Origin of the sequence: Streptomyces sp. MUM 2J, from assembly GCF_022414535.1 — a bacterium.
Lineage (GTDB): Bacteria > Actinomycetota > Actinomycetes > Streptomycetales > Streptomycetaceae > Streptomyces.
Map to the genome: position 1 here is coordinate 1 of NZ_JADWYM010000065.1, position 25,001 is coordinate 25,001.

Genomic DNA, 25,001 nt, shown 5'->3' on the forward strand with positions numbered 1-25,001 from the left:
CACCGAGACCGGGGCGTCACCACCCACCGCCACGGACCCGACCTGGATCTGCCGGCTCTTCCGGCGCCCGGCGAGCGGTCGGGCCGGGACGGCGGGGACGCCCAGGGAGACGGCGGTCATGACCTCACTCCCCTCACTCCCCTCACTCCCTGTTTCCCGAGACCGTCTCGCGCATCGCCCGCAGGGACTCCTTCAGGGAGCCCATGGTGGCGAGCACGGCGGTGGGCTCGTAGCCGCAGTGCGCCATGCAGTTGGCGCAGCGCGGGTCCTTGCCGCGGCCGTACTTGTCCCAGTCCGTCTCCTCGATGAGTTCGCGGTACGTGGGGACGTACCCGTCGCTCATCAGGTAGCAGGGCCGCTGCCAGCCGAAGAGTGAGTAGTTGGGGATCGCCCACGCGGTGCACGGGAAGTCGACCTTGCCCTCGAGGAAGTCGAGGAACAGAGGGGAGTGGTTGAGCCGCCAGCGGCGCCGGTTGCCGCCCGCGAAGGACTTCCTGAACAGTTCGCGGGTCTGCTCCACGCCCAGGAAGTGCTCCTGGTCGGGTGCCTTCTCGTAGGCGTAGGCGGGCGAGATCATCATTTCGTCGACCTTGAGGTCGTCGTTGAGGAAGTTGAGCACCTCGATGATGGTCTGCGGGGTGTCGGTGTTGAAGAAGGTGGAGTTGGTGGTCACCCGGAAGCCGCGCCGCTTGGCCTCCTTGATCGCGGCCACGGCCTCGTCGAACACGCCCTCCTTCGCCACCGACTCGTCGTGCCGCTCGCGCAGCCCGTCGATGTGCACCGCGAAGGCGAAATAGGGGGAAGGCGTGAACTTGTCCATCTTCTTGCGCAGGAGCATGGCGTTGGTACAAAGGAAGACGTACTTCCGCTTGGCCACCAGCTGACGGACGATCTCGTCGATCTGAGGGTGCATCAGGGGTTCACCGCCGGCGATGGACACCATCGGCGCCCCCGACTCCAGCACCGCGCCCACGGCCTGCGCGACGGGCATGCGCTGCTTGAGAACGCCGGCCGGATGCTGGATCTTGCCGCAGCCCTCGCACTTGAGGTTGCAGGCGAACAGCGGCTCCAGTTCCACGATCAGCGGGAACTTGTCACGCTTGCGAAGCTTCTGTTCGGCCAAGTATGTAGCGACTTTGATGGACTGACGCAGCGGCATGGCCATCAGGCTCACCTCCTGGGGAGCAGCACAGTGCGGTGCCATTCGAAGAAAGCAGGCAGTACGGAACGAAGAACGCGGAAAGCCGATATTCCACCGCGCAGCGTGCCGATCCGGACGAGTTCATGTTCCGGAGCGTCCACGACCACCCGGACGGCCGCAACGGGGCGCTCGCCCGTGCGCACGGCGCTCAGCAGCGTGGAGGCGGACTCCATGTCGACCGCGAGTGCGCCCGTTGCGCGCAGGTCGGACCGCTCCGGGCCGCGGACGACGTGGCCGGAACCGATGAGCGGGCCGGTGTGGACGGTCCGCCCGGGCAGAATGCGGGCGAGTTCCTTGACGAGCAGTTCGGTGCCGACGCAGGGGACGGTGCCGCGCGGGTCCCGGGTCTCCTCGGCGACGACCAGGTCGCCGGGGTGCATGCCGGGCGCGAGTCCCGCGCAGAAGCCGGTGGCCAGCACGGCGGCCTCGGCGAACGCCGGATCGGCCAGCACCCGGCCGACCGCCTTCTCGGCGGCCTTCGGCCCCATGCCGGTGCGCAGCACGGTGACCGGCCCGTCCGCGCCGCCGTGGCCGCGCCGGCGCAGGGCGAGGTGCTCGATGCCGAGCGCGCAGGCGATCAGCAGCGGGGCCGGGGCGGGCTGGGCGGTCATCAGGTCCTCTCGGCCTCGTCGCGGGCGGGGAAGGGGTCTCCGTGGAGGTACCGGCCGAGCGCGGTGAGCGGGAACACCTGCCGGTACAGGTGGTAGTTGATGGAGAAGTCCCAGGGGAAGCCGGTGCCGGTGAAGTAGGGCTCGTCCCAGGACCCGTCCTGGCGCTGGGTGGCGGCGAGCCACTCGACGCCCCGCCGCACCGCCTTGGACTCCCGTTCCCCGGCGGCGAGCAGCGCCATCAGCGCCCACGCCGTCTGGGAGGGGGTGGAGGCGCCGCGCCCGCTCCACCGTCCGGAGTTCCGGTAGGAGCGCAGGTCCTCGCCCCATCCGCCGTCGTCGTTCTGCACGGTCTCCAGCCAGGCGACGGCACGGCGGATCGCCGGGTGCGAGGCGGGGATCCCCGCGGTCACGAGGGCGGGGACGACGGAGCCGGTGCCATAGATGTAGTTGACGCCCCAGCGCCCGAACCACGCTCCTTCCGGCTCCTGTTCGGCGAGCAGCCACTCGATGCCGCGCCGGGTGCGCGGGTCGTGCGCGAGACCCTCCACCGCGAGCATCTCCACCACGTGTGCGGTGACGTCCGCGGACGGCGGGTCGATGACCTCACCGAAGTCGCAGAAGGGCAGCAGGTTGGGCAGCGGGCTGGTGTTGTCGACGTCGAAGGCGCCCCATCCCCCGTTCTTCGACTGCATGCCGAGGTTCCAGCGCACGCCCCGCGCGATGGCCTTCTCCACCCGCTCCGGGTCGTGGTGCCCGACCCGCCGCAGGGCGAGGATCACCTCGGCGGTGTCGTCGATGTCGGGGTAGTTGTCGTTGTGGAACTCGAACGCCCAGCCGCCCGGGGGCAGACCCGGCCGACGTACGGCCCAGTCGCCGGGGCGCACGATCTCCTCGCCGAGCATCCAGTCCGCGGCCTTGACCAGTTGCGGATGGTCGGCCGGGAGCCCGCCGTCGACGAGGGCGATGATCGCCAGGCAGGTGTCCCACACAGGAGACTGGCAGGCCTCGATCATGCGCGCGCCGTCCTCGCGCCAGACGGCGAAGCGGTCCAGCGAGGCGAGGCCCTCGCGCATGACCGGGTGCTGCAGGTCGTAGCCGAGCAGGTACAGGGCGATGACCGAGTACACGGCCGGCGGCTGGATGCCGCCCCAGCAGCCGTCGTTCTCCTGCCGCTCGATGATCCAGCGGGCGGCGGTGTTCATCGCCGCCTGGCGCAGCCGCTTCGGCGCGACCTTGCGGAAGGCGTGCAGGGCCCTGTCCGTCCGCTGGAACACGCCCTCCCAACTGGCCGCCGGGGCAAGGGGCCTGGGCGGGCTGGGCACCGCGGGGTCGGTGTGCAGCTCGTCCAGCGCGAAGGGCGCCGGACGCACCGGGCGCTTGGCGGACACGACGGTCAACGGCACGATGGTCTGCCGGGCCCAGCAGCCGAAGTCGTAGATGTTGAGGGGGAACCACGAGGGGAAGTAGATGAGTTCCGGCGGGAGTTCGGGCAGGTCGTCCCACTTCCACCAGCCGAACAGGGCCAGCCAGATCCGCGTGAAGACGCGGGCCGCGGCGATGCCGCCCTGGTCACGGATCCAGGCGGAGGCCCTCGCCATGTGCGGTGCCTCGGGCGCGTCGCCGGCCAGGCGCAGGGCGACGTAGGCCTCGATGGTCGCCGACAGGTCGCCGGGACCGCCGTAGAACGTGGCCCATGTGCCGTCCTCGCGCTGCTCGCCCCGGATGAACAGCGCGGAGGCGTGCGTGGTGGCCTCGTCCCGGACTCCCAGGAACTGGCGGAGCAGCAGGTCCTCGGCGTCCATCGTGACGTTCGTCTCGAGGTCGCCCTTCCACCAGCCCTGGGCGTCCTGCTGCGCGAGCAGGAAATCGGTGGCGTGCCTCACCGCGCGCCGGGCGGCCTCGGCCGCCCCGGCCGCCTCTTCGGTGTCGGTTTCGCTGGCCGCGGCCGCCCGGGACGGGAGTGCCCCGGTGCTTCCGTCGGTCGTCGCTGTCATGGCTTCCCCTTCATGCAGTCGTGCGAGTCGTGCTGCTACGGGTCCGCCGTCGGCCGGTACCTGTCCGCCGTGGCACCGGCCGGCGACTAAGCGTCGGCTGTTCGACCGATAAGGCTCATCTCTTCCTGACGACGACGAAGTCGGCGAGCGCCGTGAACCGCTCCCGCACCTGCTCGGGCATGTCCACGGCGTCCAGGGCTTCGAGGGCGACGGTGTGCTGGCGGCGGGCCTCCTCGGCCGTCCACGCCCGGCCACCGGCCTCCTCGATCAGACGGGCGCGGGTCGCGAACTCCTCCTCGGAGAAGTTGGCGACGTCGCTGCTCCCGGCGTCGGCGGCGAGCAGTTCCCCGAGCCGCCCGGCGGCGGGGCCGTCCGCTGCGAGCGCGGCCACCACCGGCAGCGACTTCTTGCGCTGGCGCAGGTCGCTCCAGGTCTGCTTGCCGGTGGACTCCGGGTCGCCCCAGATGCCGAGGAGGTCGTCGACGGCCTGGAAGGCGAGGCCGAGGTGGTAGCCGTACCGTTCCAGCGCATCGGCGGTGGTGTCGTCGGCGCCGCCGAGCACCGCGCCGATGGAGCTGGCGCAGGCCAGCAGTGCGCCGGTCTTGTTGCCCTCCATCTCCAGGCACTCCTCGACGCTGACGCGGTCGCGGTGCTCGTAGGAGATGTCCTGGGCCTGGCCGTCGATCAGCGCGCGGGTGGCGGACGTCAGGCGGCGGGCCGCGCGGCCCGCCTCGACGGTGCCGAGTTCCAGCAGCACCTCGTTGGCCAGGGCGAACAGGGCGTCGCCGACCAGGATCGCCTGGGCGGGGCCGTGCACCTTCCAGACGGTGTCGCGGTGGCGGCGCTGCTCGTCGCCGTCCATCAGGTCGTCGTGCAGCAGCGAGAAGTTGTGGACGAGCTCGACGGCGACGGCGCCGGGGACGCCGGTCTCGGGCCGGGCACCGGTGACCTCGGCGGACAGCACGGCCAGCGCCGGGCGCACGGCCTTGCCTCCGTCGCCGGAGGTGGGGTTGCCCTGCGCGTCGATCCAGCCGAAGTGGTAGGCGGCAACGGTGTCCATGGGAGGCGCCAGGCGGTCGACCGCCGCCCGCAGCACCGGCGTGGCAAGTGTCCGGCCGCGCTCCAGAAGCGCGGTCACGTCCACCGCGGTCCGAGCGGCCGTCGAGGCCGGGGGCACAGTGGGCACAGTCTCTCCTCTTGTTGCGGTACCGGGGGTGCGGAAGCCTGCCGCGCGCGGCTCGTCGAGCATCACGCCGCCTCCTCGAGCGCGAAGAGGTGCCGGGGGCGGGGCCGGCCCAGGGCGCCGAGGGCGGCCTCCGCCGCGCTCACACCGCTGCGGACCGCACTCTCCATGGTCGCGGGCCACCCTGTGGCGGTCCACGCTCCGGCCAGGTACAGGCCGGGGGACTTGGTACGGGCGCCGGGCCGAAGGCGCCCGACGCCGGGGGCAGGAGCGAACGTGGCGGTGCGCTCCCGGGTCACGAAGAAGTCCTTCACCTCGGCGCCGCGCGCCCGCGGCAGCAGCCGCCGGAGTTCCGGCAGGTAGCGCTCGCGCAGGACCGCGACCGGGGTGTCGATCTCGTCCTGTGCCGCCGACTGGGACAGGGCCAGGTACTGGCCGCTCGTCAGCCCGGACGCCTCGGTGCGGTCGAACACCCACTGCACAGGGGTGCCGAGGGCGGCGAGGAACGGGCGGGCGAGCACCGTGCGGTCGTACACGACGTGCACGTTGAGGATCGGCGCGGTGCCGATCTCCAGCAGCCGTCCGGGGGCGTCGAGCGCGCCGGGCGGCAGCAGGTCGTGGGCCTCGCGCTGCGCCACGGCGAGCACGACGGCGTCGGCGGTCAGCGTCTCACCGGGAACCTGAACGCTCCACCGCCCGTTTCCGTCAAGGGAGAGGGAGGTGGCGCGTGTACGGAGCTCGGTACGGACGCCCGCGGAGTCGAGCGCCTTGCGGGCCAGCCGGTCGTGCAGTTCACCCAGCGGGACGCGGGCCCAGCCGATGTCGGCCGCGCCCGGGTCGGACAGCAGACCGGTCTTGAACACCATCGCGGCGAGCCCCAGCGAGGCGTCGGCGGCGACCGCGTTGAGCGTGGCGACCCCGACCAGGTCCCACAGGGCCTCGACGGCACGCGCCGACTGGCCGTGTGCGGCCAGCCAGCCGCCGAAGTCCTGGGTGTCCAGCGCCGGATCGGCGAGGTCGAGTCCCTTCAGCGCGAGAGCGGCGCGCCCGACCCGGGCGCGCTCGGCGAGCGAGAGGTGCGGATACGCGGCGAGGCTGCGTCCCAGGTGCAGCGGGACGGGCAGTGCGTCGCGCCGCAGCCGGCCCAGCCGGCGTCCCTCGGGCTTGCCGGCGTCCAGGACGGGCACGTCGAGACGGTTCTGCACCGGCGCCAGCGCGGTGCCTTCGATCCGGTCCAGGAACCAGCGGTAGGCGGTGCAGCACCGCAGGTAGACGTGCTGGCCGTTGTCGACGGTCAGGTCACCGCGCTGGAAGGAGAAGGCCAGGCCGCCCAGTCTGGGCCTGCCCTCCAGCAGGGTGACACGGACGCCGGCGTCCGCGAGCGCCAGTGCGGCGGTGACACCGGCGAGGCCGCCGCCGATCACGACAGCGTCCCGGCCGGAGCCTTCCGGGATGCCAGCGAGCGGCCCGTCGGACCGCGTCCCGTCCGTCATCGCGCACCCTTCCCTGCCGGTCCGCCGCGGGACACGAACGCCGCACGGCAGGCCATTGCAGTCAGGGACGCCACGGTACGGCGGAGGGTTGCGTGCCGCATCCCGTCGGCGTCTCCGCCTCGCTCCGGGGTCTCCATCAGGCGCGCCTCCCGAGGGCCTGCCGGGACACGTGGCGGGCGTCCAGGCCGGACAGCCCGCGCACGGCGACGTACGCCTTCTCGCGCCCGGGGAGCGAGACCCGGCCGCGCAGCACGGCCTCGGGGTCGCGCTCGATGCGGTCGAGCAGGCGCCGGTAGATGCCCGCCATGGCGGCGACGCAGGCGCCGCTGCGGCGGTCGAGCAGGGGGAGCAGCCGGTAGCCCTCGGCGAAAAGGGCGCGGGCCCGACGCACTTCGTAGTGCACGAGGCCCGCGAAGTCGGAGCCCTCCGGTGGGGTCGGCGCGCGGAAACCGGCCGAGCAGCCGAACTTGGCCAGGTCGTCCGCGGGCAGATAGGTACGTCCGCCCTCGGCGTCCTCGCGGACGTCCCGCAGGATGTTGGTCAGCTGCAGCGCGAGTCCGAGGGTGTCGGCGTACTCCGGGGCCCGCTCGGCTCCGCGCGCCCCCGGTTCGGTGCCGAACACGCCGAGTGACAGCCTGCCGATGGCGCCCGCGACGCAGCGGCAGTAGGTCTTCAGGTCGTCCCAGGTCTCGTAGGTCTCTCCGCGTACGTCCATCAGGACGCCGTCGATCAGCTCGTCCAGCCCGCCCAGCGGGATGGGGAAGTGCTCGGCGGCGTGGGCGAGGGCCACGGCGACCGGGTCGGTGTCGTCCTCCTCGACCTCGCCCCGGCGGATCCGGGTCAGTACGGCCCGGGTGTCCTCGAGCCGGGCCAGCTTGACCGCGTCGTCGAGCCCGCCGTCGCCGATGTCGTCGACGCGGCGCGAGAACGCGTACAGCGCCGACATCGCGCGGCGCTTGTGCGTGGGCAGCAGCCTGATGCCGTAGGCGAAGTTCCGGGCCTGCTGCCCGGTCACGGTCTCGCAGTAGCTGTAGGCGGCGAGTACCGGTGCGGACGCGGGTGGTGGAAGCTCCACGGTCCGGATCACCCCTCTCCTCGCAGAGTCACGCCCACCATGCGCAGCAACTGGATCCTGCCGGGCTTGGGCGGGCCGGGAAGTACGTCGTATTCGGCGGCGGCGATCGCGTCGACGGCCGCCCTTCCCCCCGCCACGAACCCTGCGAGCAGCAGCTTCAGCCTGCCGTGGACGCTACCCACGAGGGGGGCTCCTTCGTTCAGCAGATCGTGGGCGCGTTGCGCTTCGTATGCAACCAGTGCACGCACCGATGCGCTCGCGGTCCTGGCGGCGAGGTCCGCCTCCTGGACGTGGAAGTGCTTCATGTCCGCGGCGGGCAGGTAGACGCGGTCGCGGCGGAGGTCCTCGGCCACGTCCTGGAGGTGCTCGACGATCTGCAGGGCGGTGCAGATCGCGTCGGAGCGGCGGACGCGCTCCGGGGTCGAGGTGCCGGTGACGGCGAGGACGAGACGGCCGACGGGGTTGGCGGACAGCTCGCAGTAGGCGAGGAGGTCGTCGTAGGTCTCGTAGCGGCGCACGAGCTGGTCCTGCCGGTTGGCCGCGATCAGGCCGAGGAACGGCTCGGGGGTGAGGGCGTGGCGGCGGACGGTCGGCTGCAGGCGGCGCAGCAGCGGGTGGCGCGGGCTGCCGTCGAAGACCCGGGCGAGGTCGGCCTCGAAGGCGTCCAGGAGGGCCGGCCGGTCTCCTGCCCGGTCGGGGGCCACACCGAGCAGGCGGGCATCCGCCCCGCCGGGCGCGAGGTCGCCGTCACCGATGTCGTCGACGAGGCGGGCGAAGCCGTAGATCGCCATGAGGTCGGCGCGCCAGTCCCGTGGCAGGAAGAAGGGGGCCACGGGGAAGTTCTCGTCCGCGGCCTTGGCGAGCGTGCCGCGCTCGAGGTCCCCGGCGCGCGACGGCCGGGTCCCTGTCGTTCCCGTCACCGTGCACTACCCGGGGCGGGGACGGCACATGCTGCGTTGAGCTGGGGAGTTTCCGTAGCCATTGCCGTCACATCTCCCGTTCTACACTGCCGACGCAATACACTCTATTTCGGACACGCCGCCCGGCGGCTCACAGGGCTGCGCCGACCAAGGGTGTCGCGCATTATCACCCCACTTGCCGCCTTTGGGGACCGCTACAGCTTACGTTGTACAACGCAGCGTGGTGCCCAGGGGTGTCCTGCACATCACAACAACACACCAATCGGCTTCAAGATTCCTAACCGGAGCCGGAGTTGACGTTTCCTTTGCAGACGCGGAGCCCCGCCGGACCAGTTCCGGCGGGGCCGTCGGCGCGTCGGGTCATCGGCCCGTGAACTTCTCGTACTCCCTGAGCACCTCGTCGGTCGGACCGTCCATGCGCAGCTCACCCCGCTCCAGCCACAGCACGCGGCCGCAGGTGTCGCGGATCGACTTGTTGCTGTGGCTGACCAGGAACACCGTGCCCGCCTCCGCACGCAGCTCGCGGATACGTTCCTCGGAGCGCTTCTGGAACCTGGCGTCACCGGTGGCCAGCGCCTCGTCGATCATGAGGACGTCGTGGTCCTTGGCCGCGGCGATGGAGAACCGCAGGCGGGCGGACATGCCGGAGGAGTAGGTGCGCATCGGCAGGGTGATGAAGTCGCCCTTGTCGTTGATGCCGGAGAAGTCGACGATGTCCTGGTAGCGCTCCTTGATCTGCTCGCGGGACATGCCCATGGCGAGGCCGCCGAGGATGACGTTGCGCTCGCCGGTGAGGTCGTTCATCAGGGCCGCGTTGACCCCCAGCAGCGAGGGCTGGCCGTCGGTGTAGACCCTGCCCCTCTCCGGAGGCAGCAGGCCCGCGATGGCCCGCAGCAGGGTGGACTTGCCGGAGCCGTTGGAGCCGATCAGGCCGATGGCCTCGCCGCGGTGGGCGACGAACGAGACGCCCCGCACGGCGTGGACCTTGCGCACCCCGCGGTCCGCGTCGCCCGGGCCCCGCCTGAGCATCCGGCTCAGGGCCGCGGTGGCGCTGCCCCTGCCGGTCTTGGCACCGTTGACGCGGTAGACGATGTGCACGTCGTCGGCGATGACGGTGGGGACCCGGGGATCGACGCTCGGCTCAGCCACGGCCGTACCTCTCCTCCGCCTGCCAGAAGTACACGAACCCGCCGACGGCGAACAGCGCGGCCCAGCCGGCGGCGACCGCCCACACGTGCGGGGGAAGGTTCTCGGGGCCGTAGCCCTCGATGAGGGAGAAGCGCATCAGGTCCATGTAGACGGCGGCCGGGTTCCACTGCAGGACGTCCGAGATCCACTGCGGCTTGTCCTCCAGCATGACCCGGATGGAGAACATGACTCCGGAGGCGTACATCCAGGTGCGCATCACGAACGGCAACAGCTGCGCGAGGTCGGGGGTCTTCGCCCCGGCCCGCGCGAACATCAGCGCCAGGCCCGTGTTGAACAGGAACTGCAGGACCAGCACGGGGACGGCCAGCGCCCACGACGCGTCCGGATAGCTGCCGAAACCGATCACGATGAGGACGAGGACGATCATCGAGTAGAGCAGTTGCTGGAGCTGCTGGAGGGCGAAGGAGACCGGCAGCGCGGCGCGTGGGAAGTGCAGGGCGCGCACCAGGCCGAGGTTGCCCGAGATCGCCCGGACCCCGCTCATCACGGAACTCTGCGTGAACGTGAAGACGAAGATTCCCGTGACCAGGAACGGGATGTAGACGCCCTTGCTCATGCCGCGGTCGGCACCCAGGATCAGACCGAAGATCAGGAAGTACACGCCCGCGTTCAGCAGCGGTGTGGCGACCTGCCACAGCTGGCCCAGCCGGGCCTGGCTGTACTGGGCGGTGAGCTTCGCCGAGGAGAACGCGAGGATGAAGTGGCGCCGCCCCCACAGCTGGCGGACGTACTCCACCAGGGAGGGCCTGGCGCCGCTCACCGCCAGCCCGTACTTGGCGGCGAGTTCCGCCGCCGCGAGGCCCTCGGCGGGAGACGCGGGAGGGTTCAGCAGGGCTCCGCCGTCATGGCTTCTCTCACTCACAGGGGGACACTTTCGTCTACGGTCTGCACGGCAGGTGGGGGCGGGCACGCCCCGGGGCCACTGTACGGACCCGGGCGCTCCCGGGGAGGAGCTTGTCAGACGACCGGGGGGCGGCCCAGCCGGGTGAGCCGCCACACCGTACGCCACCTCATGGGCCGGCGCGGCCCGCACGGCGTCGTCCAGCCCTCCCGGAACCCGCCGAACCACGCTTTCAGCGCGGGCCCCGAGGGCCGGCGCAGCAGCGTCAGCAGCAGCCAGACACCGAGGTAGGCCGGGACCAGCGGAGCGGGCAGGTTGCGGCGGGCCAGCCAGACGCGGTTGCGGGCGACCATGCGATGGTAGACCGCGTGCCGCGAGGGCGCGGTCGTCGGATGGTGGAGCACCATGTCCGACCGGTAGTCGATCAGCCAGCCCGCGTCGAGGGCCCGCCATGCCAGGTCGGTCTCCTCGTGGGCGTAGAAGAACGCGTCCGGCAGCCCGCCGACCTCGGTGAAGACCTTCGTCCGGGTGGCGTTGGCACCGCCGAGGAAGGTGGTGACCCGTGAGGAGCGCATCGGGTCGGCGGCGCGCAGTCGCGGCACGTGGCGGCGCTGGGTGACGCCGGTGTCCGGGTCGGCGATGCGGAAGCTGACGATGCCCAGCCGCGGGTCGGCGGCGAAGGCCGCCCGGCACAGCTCCACCGTGTCGGTGCGGGCGAGCAGGCCGTCGTCGTCGAGGAAGAGCAGGACGTCGACGTCCCGGCCGCCGGGGCCGAACGCCTCGATGCCGACGTTGCGGCCCCCGGGGATGCCGAGGTTCTCCGGCAGATCGACCGTGCGCACGCCCTCGGGGACGTCGGGGACCGGGGAGCCGTTGCCGACGACCACCACCTCGACGGGGTCGCCGTCCTGCTTGGCGACGGAGTCGAGCAGCGCCCGGAGCTCCTCCGGGCGGTTGCCCATGGTGATGACGACCGCGCCGACCCTCATGGTGCTCATTTGAGCCTGCTGGAGGCGAGGATGGACACCAGGTGCAACAGGGTCTGCAGCATCGCGATCCCGGCGAGCACGGCCGTACCGAGCCGGGTGAAGAACAGGTCGCCCCGGGCCTGGTCCGCCACCGCGAGGACCAGGATCAGCAGGGACGCCTCGATCCCGAGGATCAGCCGGTGGAACTTCAGCGCCGACGCGGCCCGGCGGGCCAGCGCCATGCCGGAGGACCGCGGCTCCGACGCGGCCTCCTTCACCGGCGGCAGTCCGCCCTGGTGCCGGGCGACCCCGACCAGGTCGGTCTCGGCCTTGATCAGGATCGCGCCGAGGGCGGCCAGGGTGCCGAGGAAGGCCCACAGCCAGTCGATGCGGCCGCTGCCCCACGGGTCGGCGGCGCGCAGGCCGAGACCCACGAGGACCGCCGCGTCCGTCAGGTAGGCACCCACCCGGTCCAGGTAGACCCCGCCGAGCGAGAACTGCCGCTTCCAGCGCGCGACCTCGCCGTCGACGCAGTCGAGCAGCAGGTACAGCTGGACCATGACCACGCCGAGCACGGCCCCCCAGATCCCCGGCACCAGCAGGGCCGGGGCCGCGAGGACGCCGCAGAGGGTCATCAGGTAGGTGAGCTGGTTGGGCGTGACCCGGGTGTTGACCAGGTAGCGGTCGACGCGCAGGGACACCTCGCGCATGTACAGGCGCCCCGCCCAGTGCTCGCCGCTGCGCCGGTCCTTCACCCCGGCGGGGTGGACGACCGGTCGGAGTTCAGCTACCGATGGCCTTGACATAGTCGGCGTACGCGTCCTTGATCTGTTCGGTCGTGAGGTCGAGGTGTTCGAGGATGGTGTAGCGGCCGGGCCGGGTCTGCGGGGCGAACTCGACGACCCCGGTGAACTCCTCCGCGGTGAAGCCGATGTCCTCGGCCAGCACCGGCAGCCCGTGACGGCGCAGCACCTCGGCCATGAACACCGACTCCTCCGGGGCACCGCGCAGCCACATCGCGAACGCCGCGCCGAGGCCGCACTGCTCGCCGTGGGCGGCGGCCCGCCTGGGGTGCAGCAGGTCGAAGGCGTGGTTGATCTCGTGGCAGGCGCCGGAGGACGGCCGGGAGTCTCCGGAGACCGACATGGCGATGCCGCTGAGCACCAGCGCCTCCGCGAGCACCTGCAGGAAGTCGTTGTCGCCGACGCCGCCCGGATGCCTGAGGACCGCCTCGCCGGCCTGCCGGGCCATCGCCGCGGCCAGTCCGTCGATCTTCTCCCCGTTGACCCGGTTGGCCAGCTCCCAGTCGCGGATCGCGGAGATGTTGGAGATCGCGTCGCCGATGCCGGCCCGCACGAAGCGCACCGGCGCCTCGCGGATGACGTCGAGGTCGATCACCACGGCGATCGGGTTGGGCACTCCGTAGGAGCCGCGGCCCGCGTCGTTGTCCAGGGTGGCCACCGGGGAGCACAGGCCGTCGTGGGCCAGGTTGGTGGGCACCGCGACCAGGGGCAGGCCGACGCGCGCCGAGGCGAACTTGGCGCAGTCGATGATCTTCCCGCCGCCCAGTCCGACCACGGCGTCGTAGTGGCCGGCCTTCATCTCGCCGGCCAGCCGGATCGCGTCGTCGAGCGTGCCCCCGCCGACCTCGTACCAGCTGGCGCCGGGCAGCGAGGGGGCGATCCGCTCGCGCAGCCGGGCACCGGAGCCCCCGCTGACGGCCACGGCCAGCTTGCCCGAGTGCGAGATCCGCTCGTCGGCCAGCACGTGGCCGAGGTCGTCCAGGGCGCCGGGACGGATGTCCACGACGACCGGGGACGGGATGAGGCGGGTCAGTAGAGGCACGCGATCTCCCGCCCGCGTGCGAGGTCGTCGTGGTTGTCGATCTCGACCCACCGGACGTCACCGATCGGGGCGACGTCGATCCGGAAGCCGCGGTTGACCAGCTCCTGGTAGCCGTGCTCGTAGAACTGCTGCGGGTCGGCCTCCCACACCGCCTTCAGCGCGTCCACGAGCTCGGGCGCGGCGTCGCCCTCGATGAGCGTGACGCCGATGTACTCGCCGGTGGCCTCGGCGGGGTCCATCAGCTTGGTGATCTTCCGGACGCCCTTGTCGGGGTCGACGACGACCTTCATCTCCTCGTCGGCGAGGTTCTTCACCGTGTCGAGGGCGAGGATGATGCGCTTGCCGTCGCCGCGGGCGGCCAGCAGCGTCTTCTCGACGGAGACCGGGTGGACGGTGTCGCCGTTGGCGAGGATCACTCCGTCCTTGAGGGCGTCACGACCGCACCAGAGCGAGTAGGCGTTGTTCCACTCCTCGGCCTTGTCGTTGTCGATGAGGGTGAGCTTGAGGCCGTACTTCTGCTCCAGGGCCTCCTTGCGCGCGTACACGGCCTCCTTGCGGTAGCCGACGATGATCGCGACCTCGGTCAGCCCGATCTCGGCGAAGTTGCCGAGGGTGAGGTCGAGCACCGTGATGCCGTCCTCCGTGCCCGCGGGCCCCACCGGCACCAGCGCCTTGGGCAGGGTGTCGGTGTAAGGGCGCAGACGCCGTCCGGCGCCTGCCGCCAGCACGAGGCCGATCATGCGGTTTCTCCTTCGTCGTGTACGGCGGGCGCGCCGCCCTGATGGGCGGCCACCCAGAAGCGGATGCTCTCGGAGAGCACCAGCAGGCCGACGGCCACGGCCAGGACCGTGAGCGCGACCTTGAACTGCGAGGCGGTGAGCAGTGCGGCCAGGACGGTGACGAGCAGCGTCCGGCCCTCCTGCCCCCCGGTGGCGCGGATGAGCCATGCGGGGGGTGCTCCGGCGTTGCCGCGGATGCGGTACACCGTGTCGTAGTGATGGTAGGCGACCGCGGCCACCAGTCCGAAAGCCGCCGGAAGCACACCGTTCACCCCCGAGTCGGCGCCCGCCTTCGCCGCCAGCAGCAGCACGGTGCCGTACTCGGTGGCCCGGAGCAGCGGCGGTACCAGCCAGTCCAGGGCGCCCTTGAGCGGTCGGGCCACGGCGAGGCCGCAGAAGGCCGCGGAGAGGGCGGCGCCGGCGGCGGTGGCCCAGGCGGGGCCCCACAGCGCGGCGGGGAGCACCACCAGGGCCGCGCCGGTCACGGCAGCGGGCAACGCGGGGACACGGAACCGTTCACCCAGGGTGCGGGCGGCGGCCTGGGCCAGCGGCCCGCTGTCGGCGAGGTCGGCCAGTGCCCGGGCGGCGCGGTCGGTGCGGCGCGCACGGCGGGTGACGGAACGCAGGACGCGCCCCGCGGTGGTGTAGGCGGTGGCGAAGGCCATCCAGGCCAGCAGCGCGCAGAAGGTGACGCGCGGGGTGGCCACCGCCGTCAGAACGGCGATCATGGCCCAGCGCTCGCCGATGGGCAGGATGATCACGCGCCGCACCCACACGGTCCAGCCGACGCCGTCGAGCCGGTCGGACAGGGCTGCGGTGGGAGCCGCGGAGGAGCCGGCCGCGGCGTCCTGCTGAGCCTCGACGAAGGCGAAGTCCACCATGTGCCGGCAGGTCTGCAGGACCATCGCGCCGAGGGCGAGCGCCCACACGTCGTCCCCGCCGCGGGAGGCGCCGAGGGCGAGTCCGGCGTAGAAGGCGAACTCCTTGGCCCGGTCGAAGGTGGCGTCCAGCCAGGCGCCGAGCGTGGAGTACTGCAGGGAGTAGCGGGCGAGCTGCCCGTCGGCGCAGTCCAGCACGAAGGAGGCGATGAGCAGCACCCCCGCGGCGACGAACCCGACCCGGGTGCCGGTGGCCGCGCAAGCCGCCGCGACGAGGGCGGTGAGCAGCGACGCGGTCGTGACGAGGTTCGGGGTCAGACCGCGCCGCGCGCACCAGCGGGCGACGTAGCGCGAGTAGGGGCTGATGCAGTACGTGGTGAACAGGCCGTCGCCGGACTTCACGGCCGACCTCAGGCGGACGGCTTCCTCGTCCACGGAGGCGACCGCCTGCCGTGCCTCGTTGCGGGCCTGGGGGTCGGCGGGGACGGCGGCGACGAGACTGCCGAGCGCGGGGCGGTGGACGTCGGCGCCGTCGGCGTCGAGGGCGGCCGTGACGCGGTCGGCGAGGCTGGCGACGATCACGGCACCGCTCCCGCCGGCGGGGTTCTCCCGGGCCATCGCGCGGGTGAGGGCCTGGCGGCCCGCCGCGCGCGCCGACACGGCGCCGGGGATCGCCGTCAGGTCGAAGCGTGGGTCGGCCAGCCCCAGCCGGAGGGCGTGCAGATGGCCGACGAAGCGGGCGTCGACCACGGCGACCCGCTGGTCCCCTGGGACCCGGGCGAGCAACGCCCCGGCGTGCGCGACGTCGGTGGCGACGTGCACCTCGAACCCCAGTGCCCGCAGATCGCCCTCGATCGACGAGCCGGGGACCGGCTGACCGGTGAGGATGGCGGTCGACAACCGAACTCACTTCCCTGGGTGCCGGCGCGCTGCTCGCCGGTCATGAGCATGGTGGGACGCCCCTTGGCTGCGCCAGCCGGGCGGCATGTCGGCAGAGGCTATCCGATGCCGGAAGGGCGGCGTTCACCGCCCGTTCACGGGCTGATCGGCGGGACTGCACCGGCCTTTGCCGAGATCATCATCGGCGATGCCCCGCCCGCCGGACAAACCGCACCCCGCATTCCCGGCATCCCGGACATCCGCCCCGGTCGGCCGGACGGCGGACGGCGGAGGGGCGGACCCGGCCCGGCGGGTGCGGACGCACCCTGACCTGCACACGCCCCGCATTCCGCTCCGGATGACGTTTCCGCAGCTCACGGCAGATGACAACGGTGTTCAGTGCCGCGTTGCCCCATACCCCCCACCCGTAGTTCACTGAGGCCCGGAGGGGTACCGGACCCACGACGAGAGGCGAGACATGGGGGCTGGGCACGATCACGGGCACGCGTACGCGGCACCGGTGGGCGGCACCGCCGCGTCGGCACACCGCGGCCGGCTGCGGACGGCGCTGGGGATCACCATCGGCATCATGCTGCTGGAGATCGTCGGTGGGCTGCTCGCCGACTCGCTCGCGCTGATCGCGGACGCGGCCCACATGGCGACGGACGCCCTCGGCCTGGGGATGGCGCTGCTCGCCATCCACTTCGCCAACCGCCCGGCCGACACGAACCGCACCTTCGGCTACGCCCGAGCGGAGATCCTCGCCGCGCTCGCCAACTGCATGCTGCTGCTCGGGGTGGGCGGCTACGTCCTGTACGAGGCGGTGCAGCGGTTCCTCTCCCCGGCCGCCACCGAGGGCGGGCTGATGATCGTCTTCGGTGCGATCGGCCTGGCCGCCAACACCGTCTCGCTGATCCTGCTGATGCAGGGCCAGCGGGAGAGTCTCAACGTGCGCGGCGCCTTCCTGGAGGTCGCGGCGGACGCCCTGGGTTCCGTGGCGGTGATCGTCTCCGCCACGGTGATCCTGACCACCGGCTGGCAGGCCGCGGACCCGATCGCCTCGATCGTGATCGGCCTGATGATCGTGCCGCGGACGCTGAAGCTGCTGCGCGAGACCCTCGACGTGCTGCTGGAGGCGGCGCCCAAGGGGGTCGACATGGACGAGGTGCGGGCACACATCCTGGCCCTGGACGGCGTCGAGGACGTGCACGACCTGCACGCCTGGACCATCACCTCCGGCATGCCGGTGCTGTCGGCACACGTCGTGGTGGGCTCGGACGCCCTCAACGCCATCGGGCACGAGAAGATGCTGCACGAGCTCCAGGAGTGCCTGGGGGGCCACTTCGACGTGGAGCACTGCACCTTCCAGCTCGAACCGGGCGGGCACGCGGAGCACGAGGCACGGCTGTGCCACTGAGACCCACCGCGGCGGAGCACGGCCGTCCGACGGCCGGGCGGCGTCCCCGACGGTGGGGCCCACGGCCCTCACGGCCGTCGTGCGGTTCCCGGCCCACGGCGCGGGGGACGATCACCTATCGGGCCCTGCTTCCGGCCGCCGTGGCGTGCCGGGAGTCACTGACGTGTACGGCAGACTTGGGGGCGAGGACCGATGCGAAGGATGGGTATGCCGATCACACCTGCCACCGCGGCGCACAGCTCGTCGTCGAACGGCACCGCGGAAGCGATTCTGCTCGAACTGGTCGACGAGAACGGCGTGACGACCGGCACCGCGGAGAAGCTCGCCGCCCACCAGCCTCCGGGGCAGCTGCACCGGGCGTTCTCGGTGTTCCTCTTCGACGACCACGGCCGGCTGCTGCTGCAGCAGCGGGCGCTGGCCAAGTACCACTCCCCCGGGGTGTGGTCCAACACCTGCTGCGGCCACCCCTACCCGGGCGAGGCGCCCTTCGCGGCGGCGGCCCGCAGGACGTACGAGGAGCTGGGCATCTCGCCGTCGCTCCTCGCGGAGGCGGGGACCGTCCGCTACAACCACCCCGACCCGGCCTCCGGTCTGGTGGAGCAGGAGTTCAACCACCTCTTCGTGGGACTGGTCCAGACGTCGCCGCGGCCGGATCCGGAGGAGGTCGCGGCGACCGCCTTCGTGACCGCCGCCGAGCTGGCCAAGCGGCACGCGCGGGACACCTTCTCGTCGTGGTTCACGACCGTGCTGGACGCCGCCCGTCCGGCGGTCAGGGAGCTGACGGGCCCGTCGGCCGGCTGGTGAGCGGCCGGCCTCCGGACCGCCACGGCGCGCGGGACCGGCGCCCGTTCCGGGGACGCGGCCGGGTCCGGTCCGGGGGTCCCGAGCAGGGCCGCCGCCCGCCCCTACGACAGCGGGGCGGGCTTGAGCGGCACGGCCACCCAGACGACCTTGCCGCCACCGGCGGTGTGCTCGACGTCGCACACCCCGCCAGCCTCCCGGGCGATCTCGCGGACGAGCAGCAGTCCGCGCCCGCCCACCTGCCCGTGGTCGGCTTCCAGGGCGGTCGGGCGGTAGGGGTGGTTGTCCTCGACGGACACCCGTACCCACTCCGCTCCGACGGCCACCTCCACAGCGACCGTCGGCGAGAGCAGCGCCGCGTGCTTCACCGCGTTCGTCACCAGCTCGGACACGATCAGCAGCAGCCCCTGTACCAGGTCGTCCGGGACCGGTACACCCTGGCGGCACAGCAGGTCCCGCACGGCGTGCCGAGCCTGCGGGACGGAGGAGTCGGCGGCAGGCGCGGTGAACCGCCAGACGCCTTCGTACGGCAGCGGCTCCGGCGTGCCGGCCCCGTACGAGGCGTCGGCTCCGCCCGCTGGGCGTGGGGCGGGCCCGCGCCCGTGGTCGTCCATCGTCCGGTCGCCACCCTCGCGCTCGATTGTCACCACGGGACGAGTGTTGGTAACCAAGCACTCCACCCCTGATGACTGAACACAAGTCAGCTACTATCGAGCGTTTCCGACCGTTGGCGTATGACACGGTCAGATGTGGGACTGCTCCTGTCCCGGCCGCACCGGCTTCGCGAACTATTCGGGTTGTACGGGTTCGACGAGGTCGTCGCCCGCTGCGCTCCCCGCCGCGCCCCGCCCGCCGTCCTCCGCGGTGAGCCGGCCGGCGCCCCCGCCTCGCTCCGTGCCGGGGGTCCGCCGCGCCCCGTGCGCTGGGTCTCACCCGCCCCGTGCCCTGGGTCTCACCCCGGCCACCGGGCGATCGACCGGGAGTGCCGGGCGGATAGCATCCGCCGCATGGAACCGCAGCTGCTGCACAGTGTGACGGACTCGGTCGCCACGGTCGTCATGTGCCATCCGGCCCGGCGCAACGCCATGACGTCCGCGATGTGGCAGGCGCTGCCGCCGCTGCTGGACACGCTGGCCGCCGACGGCGGTGTCCGGGCGCTGGTCCTGACCGGGGAGGGCGGCACGTTCTGCGCGGGGGCCGACATCACCACACTGCGCGAGTCGCCGGAGCAGGCGCAGCAGCTGGCCGCGCGAGCCGAGGAGGCACTGACGGCGTTCCCGAAGCCGACGCTGGCCGCGGTGCGCGGCCACTGCGTGGGCGGGGGCACACAGCTGGCCGCGGCCTGCGACCTCAGGTTCGCCGAGGAGGACGCGCTGTTCGGAGTGACGCCGGCGAAGCTCGGGATCGTCTACCCGCCCGCCTCCACCCGGCGGCTCGTGTCGCTGGTGGGCCCGGCCACCGCCAAGTACCTGCTCTTCTCGGGCGAGCTGATCGACGCGGGACGGGCGCTGCGCAGCGGACTGGCCGACGAGGTGCTGCCGCAGGGCGGGCTCGGCAAGCGCGTCGCGGAGTTCACCCGGATCCTGGTCTCCCGCTCGCAGCTGACGCAGGCCGCGGCCAAGGAGTTCGCCGACGGCCGCACCGACCGGAACGCCCACTGGGCCGGGCAGGCGCGCGGCAGCGGCGACGCCGCCGAGGGCGTCGCCGCCTTCCTTGAGCGCAGGCAGCCGCGTTTCACCTGGACCGTGCGGGGCTGAACCGGGCCCGCATCCGGTCGACCAGGTGGCCGGGTGCCTTGTGCGGCGCGCCGGCGTCGTAGGGCGGCTGCGGGTCGTACTCGGTCATCAGCTGGACGGCCTGCGCGTACTCGTCACCGGCGATGCGTCCGAGCAGGGTGAGCCCCATGTCGATGCCGGCGGACACCCCGGCGGCGGTGACGTACTTGCCGTCCAGAACGACGCGGTCGCCGGCGGGCCGGGCCCCGTACCGCGTGAGACCGTCCAGGGAGAGCCAGTGGGAGGTGGCGCTGCGGCCCCCCAGGAGTCCCGCGGCGGCCAGCAGCAGCGAGCCGGTGCACACCGACGTCGTCCAGGTACTGGCGGCGTCGGCGGCGCGCAGCCACTCCAGCAGGGGCTCGTTCCGTGTCGGTACGGCCTGCTCGGGTCCGCCCGGGACGACCACGATGTCGGGACGGGGCACCTCCGAGAGGGTCCGGTCCGCGGTGAGGGCGAGCTGCCCGGTGTCGGTGCGTACGGGCCCGGTCCGCTCCGCGACGAAGACGGTCTCGGCGCCGGGCAGGCGGCCGAGGGTCTCGTAGGGGCCGACGGCGTCGAGGGCGGTGAACCGGTCGTAGAGGACGATCGCGATCTGCACGGGGTTCCCTTCTGCGGGTGGGTGTCGCGGGTGGTGGGGGTCAGAGGGCGGCTGCGGGGCGGAACCTGCGGCGGTACTCCGCCGGCGAGGCGCCCAGGGCCCTGAGGAAGGCGCGGCGCATGGCCTCCGGGGTGCCGTAGCCGCTGGCGCGGGAGACCTCCTCCACGCCGGCGCCGGAGTCCTCCAGGAGGCGGCGCGCGTGCTCCAGGCGGACCCGGTCGACGTAGCGGCCCGGCGTCGTACCGGTCTCGGCCCGGAAGGCGCGGGCGAAGTGGCGGGGCGAGAGCAGGGCGCGGGCGGCGAGCGCCTCCACCGTCAGGTCCTCGGCCGGGTGCTCGGTGATCCACCGCTGGACCTCGCGCAGCGGCTCGCGGCGCGCTGTCTGGGCGGCGAGCTGGGCGCTGAACTGCGCCTGGTTGCCCGGCCGGCGCAGGAAGACCACCAGATGGCGGGCGACGGCGAGGGCCGTCTCCCGGCCGAGGTCCTCCTCGACCAGGGCGAGTGCGAGGTCGATGCCGCAGGTCACTCCGGCGGAGGTGGTGACGGGCCCGTCACGGACGTAGATCGGGTCGGGATCCACCTCGACGGTCTCGTGCCGGCGGGCCAGGGTGTCGCAGTACGCCCAGTGGGTCGTCGCCCGCCGCCCGTCCAGCAGGCCCGCCTCCGCGAGCCGGAAGGCGCCGGTGCAGACCGAGACGAGCCGTTCGCCGCGCGGGCCGTGGCTGCGCAGCCAGTCGGTCAGGGCCGGGTCGGGGCCGCGGGTGCCGTGCCCGCCCGGGACGATCAGGGTGTGCGGGTCGCCCTCGCCGGCGAGGGCCGCGTCCGGGGTCAGGGTGAGCCCGGAGGAGGTGCGCACCGGGGCCCCGTCCACGGAGGCGGTGCGTATCCGGTACGACCCCGGGGTGTGCCGCTCGGCACCCGCGAAGACCTCCAGGGGGCCGGTGACGTCGAGGCTCTGGACGCCGTCGAAGAGCACGATGAGAACGGTTCGCTGGGCCATGCTGCGATTCTTCGCGGCTCGCGTGAGGGCGGCAATGACCGGCTCCCCACCTTTCCTGCCACTCCGGAAGCTCGTGACACCGGGGTCTGGAGTCAGTACCAACCGGTCGGTAACGTGCGGGCATGACTACTGCCGTCCTTGAGCCGCGCGCCGGGCGCCGCTGCCACAACGCCCTCAACTCCCTGCATTCCGCCCACTACTTCGCACCCGAGCTGGGCAAGGAACTGGGTGCGATCGGGATCACCGACCCCCGTGCCGTCAACTTCGCGGTGCGGTCCGCCGCGCTGGGCCCGGTCGGTGCCGGTGCCGTGGCCGCGACCTTCTACAACTACAAGTACGAGCTGGTCGCGCGACACATGCCGGCCGTGTGGGAGACCGCGGCGCCCGCGGACGTCCTCGCGGCACGCACCCGCGCCGTCGACACGTCGCTGCGGCGGCTGCTGGGGGCCGAGCTGCTCACGTCGGCGGAGATGGCCGAGGCGGCACGTCTGGCGCTGCGGGCCACCGAGACCTGCTCACGCGCCGGACGGCCGCTGTACGCGGGACACGCCGATCTGCCGGTGCCCGAGGAGCCGCACCTGGCGTACTGGCATGCCGCGACACTGCTGCGCGAGCACCGCGGCGACGGGCACATCGCCGTTCTGGTGTCGGCCGGCCTCGACGGGCTGGAGGCTCTGGTGACGCACACCGCCACCGGCAAGGGCATGACGCCCAAGTGGGTGTTCACCACCCGCGGCTGGACCCGGGAGGAGTGGGACACGGCGGTCGCACGACTGCGCGAGCGCGGGCTGCTGGACGCCGACGGTGAGCTGACCGAGCGGGGCGCCGCCCTGCGCCGGGAGATCGAGGCCGACACCGATCGTCTGGACCGGGCGCCGTACGAGCACCTGGGTGCGCAGGACGTCGCCCGGCTGACCGAACTGGCCGGCGGGTTCGCCCGCGCCGCCCTGACCGCCGGCGCCTTCCCGGCGGATCTGCTCGGCAAGCGGTGAGGCGTTCGCCGGGGACCCGGACCTGACCGGATCGGCCGGGGGGCGGTACCGGCCGTGCGGGCCACCCCCCGGGTCCGCTGTGGACGGCCTCCGCCTCGCCGGGTGGTGCCCTGATCCCCGGATGCCGGTGCCACCTGCCACAATTGCCGCGCAACCCGATGTGGAGAAGGCGGTACGGCTCGTGACGACACCCGGGTCCCTCGAAGCAGGGTCCATCGAAGGCAGGATCGCCGCGGAGCTCGGCGTACGGGAGCGGCAGGTGAAGGCCGCGGTCGAGCTGCTCGACGGCGGTTCGACGGTGCCCTTCATCGCCCGCTACCGCAAGGAGGCGACCGAGACGCTCGACGACGCGCAGCTGCGCACGATCGAGGAGCGGCTGCGCTACCTGCGGGAGCTGGAGGAGCGCCGGACGGCGATCCTGGAGTCGGTGCGCGAGCAGGGCAAGCTCACCGACGAGCTCGAGGCGCTGATCCGCGGCGCCGAGACCAAGGCGCGGCTGGAGGACGTCTACCTGCCCTACAAGCCCAAGCGGCGGACCAAGGCGCAGATCGCGCGCGAGGCGGGACTGGAGCCGCTGGCGGAGGGGCTGCTCGGCGACCCGACCGTCGAACCGGCGGCGGCTGCCGCGGCCTTCGTCGACGCGGACAAGGGGGTCGCCGACGCGCAGGCCGCCCTCGACGGCGCCCGTGCGATCCTCACCGAGCGGTTCTCCGAGGACGCCGACCTGATCGGCGAGTTGCGCGAGCGCATGTGGGTGCGCGGCCGGCTGGCCGCCAGGGTCCGGGAGGGCAAGGAGGAGGCGGGGGCCAAGTTCGCCGACTACTTCGACTTCACCGAGCCGTTCACCGACCTGCCCTCCCACCGCGTCCTGGCGATGCTGCGCGGCGAGAAGGAGGAGGTCCTCGACCTGGTCCTGGAGCCCGAGGAGCCGACGGAGGGCCGGTCGTCGTACGAGGGGATCGTCGCCGGGAGGTTCGGCATCGCCGACCGCGGGCGCCCCGCCGACAAGTGGCTGTCGGACACGGTGCGCTGGGCGTGGCGCACCCGGATCCTCGTGCACCTCGGCATCGATCTGCGACTGCGGCTGCGCACGGCCGCCGAGGACGACGCGGTCGGCGTCTTCGCCGCCAACCTCCGTGATCTGCTGCTCGCGGCTCCGGCCGGCACCCGGGCCACGCTGGGCCTGGACCCCGGCTTCCGCACCGGAGTGAAAGTGGCCGTCGTGGACGCCACCGGCAAGGTCGTCGCCACGGACACCGTCTATCCGCACGTCCCGCAGAACCGCTGGGACGAGGCGCTCGCCGCGCTGGCCCGCCTCGCCCGGGAGCACGCGGTCGAGCTGATCGCCATCGGCAACGGCACCGCCTCCCGCGAGACGGACCGGCTCGCCGTCGAACTGATCACCAAGCACCCCGAGTTGAAGCTGACGAAGGTGATGGTGTCGGAGGCGGGCGCCTCTGTGTACTCGGCCTCCGCCTTCGCCTCGCAGGAGCTGCCCGGTCTGGACGTGTCACTGCGCGGCGCCGTCTCCATCGCCCGGCGGCTGCAGGATCCGCTGGCCGAGCTGGTGAAGATCGACCCGAAGTCGATCGGGGTCGGCCAGTACCAGCACGACCTGTCCGAGGTGAAGCTGTCGCGCTCGCTGGACGCGGTGGTGGAGGACTGCGTGAACGGCGTCGGGGTCGACGTGAACACCGCCTCCGCGCCGCTGCTGGCCCGAGTCTCCGGCATCACCTCCGGGCTCGCCGAGAACATCGTGACGCACCGCGACGCCAACGGGCCGTTCCGGTCCCGTACCGAGCTGAAGAAGGTGCAGCGGCTCGGCCCGAAGGCGTACGAGCAGTGCGCGGGCTTCCTGCGGATCCGCGGCGGGGACGACCCGCTGGACGCGTCCAGCGTGCACCCGGAGGCGTACCCGGTGGTGCGCCGCATGGTGAGGAGCAGCGGTCGGGAGGTCGGCGCGCTCATCGGCGACTCCGGTGCGCTGCGCTCGCTGAAGCCGCAGGACTTCGTCGACGACACCTTCGGCCTGCCGACCGTGACGGACATCCTCAAGGAGCTGGAGAAGCCGGGGCGCGACCCGCGGCCGGCCTTCCGCACCGCGACGTTCAGGGAGGGCGTGGAGAAGATCTCCGACCTGTCCTCCGGGATGGTCCTGGAGGGCGTCGTGACGAACGTGGCCGCGTTCGGCGCGTTCGTGGACGTCGGCGTGCACCAGGACGGCCTGGTCCATGTCTCGGCGATGTCGAAGAACTTCGTCAAGGACCCGCGGGAGGTCGTCAAGCCCGGCGACATCGTGAAGGTGAAGGTCCTCGACGTCGACATCCCGCGCAAGCGGATCTCGCTGACGCTGCGCCTGGACGACGATGCCGCGCCGCAGGAGCGCTCCGCGGCTGGCGGCGGAGGCCGGCAGCGCGGCGGGCGCCCACCGCAGCAGCGGCAGGGCCGCAAGGGCGGCGGGGGCCGGCAGGCTCCGCCCCCCGCCAACAGCGCCATGGCCGACGCGCTGCGCCGCGCCGGGCTGCTCGACCCGGAGAAGGGC

23 protein-coding genes and 1 pseudogene are annotated in these 25,001 nt (G+C 72.6%); 5 read left to right on the plus strand and 19 right to left on the minus strand.

The genetic code is table 11. The features are described 5' to 3' along the window. From I3F54_RS30340 to I3F54_RS30410, 16 genes and pseudogenes are all read right to left on the minus strand, one after another. Nucleotides 1-120 (minus strand): annotated as a pseudogene (locus I3F54_RS30340) (4-hydroxy-3-methylbut-2-en-1-yl diphosphate synthase); the annotation flags it as partial. Between the two features lie 22 nt (nt 121-142). After that, nucleotides 143-1,165, minus strand: a complete 1,023-nt coding sequence (gene hpnH / locus I3F54_RS30345; RefSeq protein ID WP_240122133.1) for an adenosyl-hopene transferase HpnH — start codon at nt 1,163-1,165, stop codon at nt 143-145. A gap of 5 nt (nt 1,166-1,170) precedes the next feature. Further along, entirely contained in the window at nt 1,171-1,812 is a 642-nt protein-coding gene (locus I3F54_RS30350) for a 1-hydroxy-2-methyl-2-butenyl 4-diphosphate reductase (protein ID WP_240122134.1), read from the minus strand. Further along, nucleotides 1,812-3,806 (minus strand): squalene--hopene cyclase, encoded by a 1,995-nt coding sequence (gene shc / locus I3F54_RS30355; RefSeq protein WP_240122135.1) that lies wholly within the window; start codon nt 3,804-3,806, stop codon nt 1,812-1,814. Before shc ends, I3F54_RS30350 begins: the two co-directional genes overlap by 1 nt. Nucleotides 3,807-3,921: 115 nt before the next feature. Continuing rightward, entirely contained in the window at nt 3,922-5,055 is a 1,134-nt protein-coding gene (locus I3F54_RS30360; protein WP_240122136.1) for a polyprenyl synthetase family protein, read from the minus strand. Further along, nucleotides 5,055-6,482 carry a hydroxysqualene dehydroxylase HpnE gene (hpnE, locus tag I3F54_RS30365; protein WP_240122137.1) on the minus strand — a complete coding sequence of 476 codons (1,428 nt, stop codon included), beginning with the start codon at nt 6,480-6,482 and terminating at the stop codon, nt 5,055-5,057. Before hpnE ends, I3F54_RS30360 begins: the two co-directional genes overlap by 1 nt. Then, nucleotides 6,479-6,619 carry a DUF6380 family protein gene (locus I3F54_RS32660; RefSeq protein ID WP_374205988.1) on the minus strand — a complete coding sequence of 47 codons (141 nt, stop codon included), beginning with the start codon at nt 6,617-6,619 and terminating at the stop codon, nt 6,479-6,481. The genes hpnE and I3F54_RS32660 overlap by 4 nt, the downstream gene beginning before the upstream one ends. Further along, the gene (gene hpnD / locus I3F54_RS30370; protein WP_240122138.1) at nt 6,619-7,569 is read right to left on the minus strand and encodes a presqualene diphosphate synthase HpnD; all 951 of its coding nucleotides are present in this window, start codon (nt 7,567-7,569) and stop codon (nt 6,619-6,621) included. Before hpnD ends, I3F54_RS32660 begins: the two co-directional genes overlap by 1 nt. After that, nucleotides 7,566-8,477 carry a squalene synthase HpnC gene (gene hpnC / locus I3F54_RS30375; RefSeq protein WP_240122139.1) on the minus strand — a complete coding sequence of 304 codons (912 nt, stop codon included), beginning with the start codon at nt 8,475-8,477 and terminating at the stop codon, nt 7,566-7,568. Before hpnC ends, hpnD begins: the two co-directional genes overlap by 4 nt. Nucleotides 8,478-8,837: 360 nt before the next feature. Then, on the minus strand, nt 8,838-9,626 hold the full coding sequence (locus I3F54_RS30380; RefSeq protein WP_240122140.1) for an ABC transporter ATP-binding protein: 789 nt from the start codon (nt 9,624-9,626) through the stop codon (nt 8,838-8,840). Further along, nucleotides 9,619-10,548: an ABC transporter permease gene (locus I3F54_RS30385; protein ID WP_240122141.1), complete on the minus strand. Its 930-nt coding sequence runs from the start codon at nt 10,546-10,548 to the stop codon at nt 9,619-9,621. The genes I3F54_RS30380 and I3F54_RS30385 overlap by 8 nt, the downstream gene beginning before the upstream one ends. A gap of 95 nt (nt 10,549-10,643) precedes the next feature. Beyond that, complete coding sequence (locus tag I3F54_RS30390) at nt 10,644-11,516, minus strand: glycosyltransferase family 2 protein (RefSeq protein WP_240122153.1); 873 nt, start codon at nt 11,514-11,516, stop codon at nt 10,644-10,646. A 5-nt stretch (nt 11,517-11,521) separates the two neighbouring features. Then, nucleotides 11,522-12,301, minus strand: a complete 780-nt coding sequence (locus tag I3F54_RS30395; protein WP_240122142.1) for a CDP-alcohol phosphatidyltransferase family protein — start codon at nt 12,299-12,301, stop codon at nt 11,522-11,524. Then, entirely contained in the window at nt 12,279-13,340 is a 1,062-nt protein-coding gene (locus I3F54_RS30400) for an iron-containing alcohol dehydrogenase family protein (RefSeq protein ID WP_240122143.1), read from the minus strand. The genes I3F54_RS30395 and I3F54_RS30400 overlap by 23 nt, the downstream gene beginning before the upstream one ends. Next, the gene (locus tag I3F54_RS30405) at nt 13,328-14,080 is read right to left on the minus strand and encodes a sugar phosphate nucleotidyltransferase (protein ID WP_240122144.1); all 753 of its coding nucleotides are present in this window, start codon (nt 14,078-14,080) and stop codon (nt 13,328-13,330) included. Before I3F54_RS30405 ends, I3F54_RS30400 begins: the two co-directional genes overlap by 13 nt. Beyond that, a complete protein-coding gene (locus I3F54_RS30410; protein ID WP_240122145.1) occupies nt 14,077-15,897 on the minus strand; it encodes a DUF5941 domain-containing protein in 1,821 nt (606 codons plus the stop codon). The genes I3F54_RS30405 and I3F54_RS30410 overlap by 4 nt, the downstream gene beginning before the upstream one ends. Nucleotides 15,898-16,354: 457 nt before the next feature. Between I3F54_RS30410 and I3F54_RS30415 the strand changes: the two genes are divergently transcribed. Together I3F54_RS30415 and idi are read left to right on the plus strand one after the other, a co-directional pair. After that, nucleotides 16,355-17,293 carry a cation diffusion facilitator family transporter gene (locus I3F54_RS30415; RefSeq protein ID WP_240122146.1) on the plus strand — a complete coding sequence of 313 codons (939 nt, stop codon included), beginning with the start codon at nt 16,355-16,357 and terminating at the stop codon, nt 17,291-17,293. A 207-nt stretch (nt 17,294-17,500) separates the two neighbouring features. Continuing rightward, on the plus strand, nt 17,501-18,097 hold the full coding sequence (gene idi / locus I3F54_RS30420) for an isopentenyl-diphosphate Delta-isomerase (RefSeq protein WP_240122147.1): 597 nt from the start codon (nt 17,501-17,503) through the stop codon (nt 18,095-18,097). A 101-nt stretch (nt 18,098-18,198) separates the two neighbouring features. Here the strand turns inward: idi and I3F54_RS30425 are convergent, their stop codons facing one another. Then, nucleotides 18,199-18,708, minus strand: a complete 510-nt coding sequence (locus tag I3F54_RS30425; protein ID WP_240122154.1) for an ATP-binding protein — start codon at nt 18,706-18,708, stop codon at nt 18,199-18,201. A gap of 393 nt (nt 18,709-19,101) precedes the next feature. On the opposite strand from I3F54_RS30425, the gene I3F54_RS30430 reads away from it, so the two are divergent. Beyond that, entirely contained in the window at nt 19,102-19,851 is a 750-nt protein-coding gene (locus tag I3F54_RS30430; protein ID WP_240122148.1) for an enoyl-CoA hydratase/isomerase family protein, read from the plus strand. On the opposite strand, the gene I3F54_RS30435 is transcribed toward I3F54_RS30430, so the two are convergent. Together I3F54_RS30435 and I3F54_RS30440 are read right to left on the minus strand one after the other, a co-directional pair. Next, nucleotides 19,829-20,467 (minus strand): DJ-1/PfpI family protein, encoded by a 639-nt coding sequence (locus I3F54_RS30435; RefSeq protein WP_240122149.1) that lies wholly within the window; start codon nt 20,465-20,467, stop codon nt 19,829-19,831. The two genes, I3F54_RS30430 and I3F54_RS30435, sit on opposite strands and share 23 nt — an antisense overlap. A 40-nt stretch (nt 20,468-20,507) precedes the next feature. Then, nucleotides 20,508-21,467: a GlxA family transcriptional regulator gene (locus I3F54_RS30440; protein ID WP_240122150.1), complete on the minus strand. Its 960-nt coding sequence runs from the start codon at nt 21,465-21,467 to the stop codon at nt 20,508-20,510. A 122-nt stretch (nt 21,468-21,589) separates the two neighbouring features. Here I3F54_RS30440 and I3F54_RS30445 point away from each other — a divergent pair, with 122 nt between their 5' ends. Both I3F54_RS30445 and I3F54_RS30450 read left to right on the plus strand, forming a co-directional pair. Continuing rightward, nucleotides 21,590-22,459 carry a hypothetical protein gene (locus I3F54_RS30445; RefSeq protein WP_240122151.1) on the plus strand — a complete coding sequence of 290 codons (870 nt, stop codon included), beginning with the start codon at nt 21,590-21,592 and terminating at the stop codon, nt 22,457-22,459. Nucleotides 22,460-22,640: 181 nt separating this feature from the next. Then, nucleotides 22,641-25,001, plus strand: a 2,361-nt coding sequence (locus I3F54_RS30450; RefSeq protein ID WP_240122152.1) for a Tex family protein, incomplete at its 3' end; no start/stop codon positions are given.

Excerpts from the sequence above, each read along its gene's own strand:
- hpnH (WP_240122133.1), bottom strand. The coding sequence starts at position 1,165 with ATGGCCATGCCGCTGCGTCAGTCCATCAAAGTCGCTACATACTTGGCC.
- I3F54_RS30350 (WP_240122134.1), bottom strand. The coding sequence starts at position 1,812 with ATGACCGCCCAGCCCGCCCCGGCCCCGCTGCTGATCGCCTGCGCGCTC.
- shc (WP_240122135.1), bottom strand. The coding sequence starts at position 3,806 with ATGACAGCGACGACCGACGGAAGCACCGGGGCACTCCCGTCCCGGGCG.
- I3F54_RS30360 (WP_240122136.1), bottom strand. The coding sequence starts at position 5,055 with ATGCTCGACGAGCCGCGCGCGGCAGGCTTCCGCACCCCCGGTACCGCA.
- hpnE (WP_240122137.1), bottom strand. The coding sequence starts at position 6,482 with ATGACGGACGGGACGCGGTCCGACGGGCCGCTCGCTGGCATCCCGGAA.
- I3F54_RS32660 (WP_374205988.1), bottom strand. The coding sequence starts at position 6,619 with ATGGAGACCCCGGAGCGAGGCGGAGACGCCGACGGGATGCGGCACGCA.
- I3F54_RS30390 (WP_240122153.1), bottom strand. The coding sequence starts at position 11,516 with ATGAGGGTCGGCGCGGTCGTCATCACCATGGGCAACCGCCCGGAGGAG.
- I3F54_RS30395 (WP_240122142.1), bottom strand. The coding sequence starts at position 12,301 with ATGTCAAGGCCATCGGTAGCTGAACTCCGACCGGTCGTCCACCCCGCC.
- I3F54_RS30405 (WP_240122144.1), bottom strand. The coding sequence starts at position 14,080 with ATGATCGGCCTCGTGCTGGCGGCAGGCGCCGGACGGCGTCTGCGCCCT.
- I3F54_RS30415 (WP_240122146.1), top strand. The coding sequence starts at position 16,355 with ATGGGGGCTGGGCACGATCACGGGCACGCGTACGCGGCACCGGTGGGC.
- idi (WP_240122147.1), top strand. The coding sequence starts at position 17,501 with ATGCCGATCACACCTGCCACCGCGGCGCACAGCTCGTCGTCGAACGGC.
- I3F54_RS30425 (WP_240122154.1), bottom strand. The coding sequence starts at position 18,708 with ATGGACGACCACGGGCGCGGGCCCGCCCCACGCCCAGCGGGCGGAGCC.
- I3F54_RS30430 (WP_240122148.1), top strand. The coding sequence starts at position 19,102 with ATGGAACCGCAGCTGCTGCACAGTGTGACGGACTCGGTCGCCACGGTC.
- I3F54_RS30440 (WP_240122150.1), bottom strand. The coding sequence starts at position 21,467 with ATGGCCCAGCGAACCGTTCTCATCGTGCTCTTCGACGGCGTCCAGAGC.
- I3F54_RS30445 (WP_240122151.1), top strand. The coding sequence starts at position 21,590 with ATGACTACTGCCGTCCTTGAGCCGCGCGCCGGGCGCCGCTGCCACAAC.